3 protein-coding genes are annotated in these 3,474 nt (G+C 63.4%); all 3 read left to right on the top strand.

What is annotated here, in order from left to right:
• Positions 1-60 precede the first annotated feature (60 nt).
• Positions 61-1,047, top strand: a complete 987-nt coding sequence (locus Q4E95_RS12005) for an NAD(P)-dependent oxidoreductase (protein ID WP_303383528.1) — start codon at positions 61-63, stop codon at positions 1,045-1,047.
• Positions 1,048-1,340: 293 nt separating this feature from the next.
• Entirely contained in the window at positions 1,341-3,221 is a 1,881-nt protein-coding gene (locus Q4E95_RS12000; RefSeq protein WP_303383527.1) for an acetolactate synthase large subunit, read from the top strand.
• Positions 3,222-3,224: 3 nt separating this feature from the next.
• On the top strand, positions 3,225-3,474 hold a 250-nt coding region (gene ilvN / locus Q4E95_RS11995; protein WP_303383526.1), incomplete at its 3' end, for an acetolactate synthase small subunit.

The following is a 3,474-nucleotide window of genomic DNA, read 5'->3' as shown; positions in this document are numbered from 1 at the left end:
CAATTCGGCAGGCGTGGTGCCGGACACGTCCGAGGAGCCGCTCGCACGTACCATAAAGCCATGACCTCTCAGCACCCCACCGTGGCCCTGTCAGACTTGCGCGTGATCTCCCTGCCTGAGCAAAAGCTCTTCGATCAGATCAGTGCCGAACTCGACGACTTCACTTGTGTGTTGTGGGATCTCGAGGGTGAGCCCGAGGGGTGCGCACGCGAGGACATTGACATCGCCGTGGCGCCGTACTTCAGCGGACGATGGTTGAAGAATCCGTCCGCGGTCGAAAATGTGAAACTCCTACAGTTGCAGTCCACCGGTTACGACGGGGTTCCGGAGCGAATCGGCCCCGACGTTGCGTTGAGCTCCGCCGGTTGGGTGCACGCCGCGGGTACCGCGGAAATCGCGGTGGGTCTCATCATTGCCGCGCAGCGCAGCATGGATCGCGCCATCGTGCAGCAGAAGGAAGGCGTGTACAAGCGGTTCTTTTCCCGTGCGGTGGCGGATTCCCGGGCCACGGTCGTGGGAATCGGAGAAATCGGTTCGGCCGTCATTGACCGCCTGCGGCCGTTCGAGGTCGAGATCACTCGCGTGGCGTCGTCGGCGCGGGAGGACGAGCAGGGCCAGGTTCGTGGCGTGGACGAATTGGACCAGATTCTGCCCGAGACCGACATTCTGGTGGTCGCGCTCCCACTCACCGAGGCAACGGAGGGCATGTTCGACGCCGCGGCCCTGCGTAGGCTCCCCGACGACGCTCTGGTCGTCAATGTGGGGCGGGGGTCGCTGGTCGACACGGACGCCCTGACCGAAGAAGTGGTCCAGGGGCGACTGCGCTGTGCCCTGGACGTGGTGGACCCGGAGCCGCTGCCCGGTGATCACCCCCTCATGAGCGCCGCAGGGTCCATCGTGCTCCCTCACGTGGGCGGATCCAATGTGTCCTACCGGCCCCGCGTGCGGGATCTCATTCTCCAGCAGGTCGAGCGCGTCAGGACCGGCCAAGCACCGAAGTTCTTGGTGCAACCGGGACGCCTTGTTCTCCCGTCCACCGGAGAGTAGTTCATAATGTGAGACATGGTGTCCGAAGATTGACACAGGAGGCGCGCGCCTCACTACAGTGGGTGTTATGCAGTTCGCACCGAGTGACGTTGTAGACCTTGGAGTCGTTGTTCTTATCGGACATCGGGCCTGAGTCGAATACGTCGCGCGTGGACACAGGCCCGAACGCTCACGAAACCCGTGGCGTGAGGGCCTTTCCTTATGTATAACGATCCGCACTGGCTCACCGTCATCGGTCAGGGGATGGCCCGCCCGGCGTTCAGCACCAACAGCAGGTAAAGGAAATATCCACTATGAGTAAGGATCAGCCGATTTCACCGGCCGTGATGGCCCATCGGCGCGCCGAGAACACTTCAGCGTCATTGGTGGGCGCGGAATCGGAGCAGCATCCCGTGGCCACCGCGGTGGCCGGCGCCGAAGGCCCGGAGGAAATGACCGGCTCGCGCGCCATTATTCGCTCCCTCGAGCAGCTCGGGGTCACCGATGTGTTCGGTCTTCCGGGTGGTGCAATCCTTCCCACGTACGACCCCTTGATGGATGCGGAGAAGATCAACCACATCCTGGTGCGTCACGAGCAGGGCGCGGGGCACGCGGCAGAGGGCTACGCCTTGGCATCGGGGCGCACCGGTGTGTGCATCGTGACCTCCGGTCCCGGCGCCACCAACTTGGTCACCGCACTTGCGGACGCCAACATGGATTCGATCCCCATGGTTGCGATCACGGGTCAGGTCTCCAGTGCCTTCATCGGAACCGATGCATTCCAGGAGGCGGACATCGTGGGTATGACCATGCCCATCACCAAGCACTCCTACCTGGTGACCGACCCCCAGGACATTCCTCGCGTTCTGGCGGAGGCCTTCCACCTGGCCTCGACCGGACGCCCCGGCCCGGTCCTGGTGGACGTGTCCAAGGACGCCCAGGTCTCCACCATGATGTTCTCCTGGCCCCCGCAGCTGGAGCTGGCGGGTTACCGCCCCGTGACGCGTGGTCACTCCAAGCAGATCAGGGAAGCGGCCCGTCTGATCGCTTCCGCCGAGCGTCCGGTGCTTTACACCGGTGGTGGCACCATGCGAGCCGACGCCGCTGCGGAGCTCCTCGAGCTCGCAGAACTCACCGGCGCTCCCGTGGTCACCACACTCACCGCCCGCGGTGTGTTCCCGGACTCCCACGAGTTGAACCTGGGCATGCCCGGTATGCACGGCACGGTTCCGGCCGTCTACGCGTTGCAGCAGGCTGACCTGCTGGTGACTCTGGGTGCTCGGTTCGACGATCGCGTGACCGGTCAACTGGACACGTTCGCCCCCAATGCCAAGGTGATCCACGCGGACATCGATCCCGCGGAGATCTCCAAGAACCGCACGGCGGACGTTCCGATCGTGGGTGACCTCAAGACCGTGATCCCTGATCTCAGTGATGCGGTGCGGCAAGAATTCGAGACGGGCGGCAAACCGGATCTGGGCACGTGGTGGACCACGCTGTCGAGTCTGCGCGACACCTACCCGCTCGGTTACGCTCGCACCGATGACGGGCTGGGCAGTCCCCAGTACGTGATCGAACGCATCTCGGCCCTGACCGGACCCGAAGCCGTCTACGTCTCCGGCGTGGGCCAGCACCAGATGTGGTCCGCGCAATTCGTGGCCTACGAGCGCCCTCGCCAGTGGCTCAACTCCTCCGGTCTGGGCACCATGGGCTTTGCGGTTCCCGCCGCCATGGGCGCGCAGGTGTCCCAGCCGGACCGCGTGGTGTGGGCCATCGACGGCGACGGTTGTTTCCAAATGACCAATCAGGAACTTGCCACGTGCGTGATCAACAACATCCCCATCAAGGTGGCCGTGATCAACAACTCGTCACTGGGTATGGTGCGCCAGTGGCAGACCTTGTTCTACGACGGTCGCTACTCCAATACGGAGCTGAACACCGGCCACAATTCCCGCCGTGTGCCGGACTTCGTGAAACTGGCCGAGGCCTACGGTTGCGCCGCGTTGCGTTGCGAAAGCGATGATCAAGTGGATGACGTGATCAAGCAGGCCCTGGAGATCAACGACCGCCCCGTGGTGATCGACTTCGTGGTGTCCGCGGACGCCATGGTCTGGCCCATGGTTCCCTCGGGCGTTTCCAACGACCAGATCCAAATTGCCAAGAACCTGACTCCTGACTGGAACCCGGAGGACTAATTGATGAGCCGACACACCCTCTCCGTTCTGGTTGAGGACAAGCCCGGCGTGCTGACGCGCGTTGCCGGTTTGTTCGCGCGCCGTGCGTTCAACATCCACTCCCTGGCGGTGGGTCCCACCGAAATCCCGGGGATCTCACGGATCACCGTGGTGGTCGATGCGGACGGCGAATTGCTGGAGCAGGTCACCAAGCAACTCAACAAGCTCATCAACGTCATCAAGATTGTTGAGCTCGCCCCGGAGTCCTCCGTGC

Source organism: Kocuria sp. (genome assembly GCF_030536815.1).
GTDB classification, from domain to species: domain Bacteria; phylum Actinomycetota; class Actinomycetes; order Actinomycetales; family Micrococcaceae; genus Kocuria; species Kocuria gwangalliensis.
Note: the sequence above shows the minus strand (reverse complement) of the source record. Positions and strands in the feature narration are given on the sequence as shown.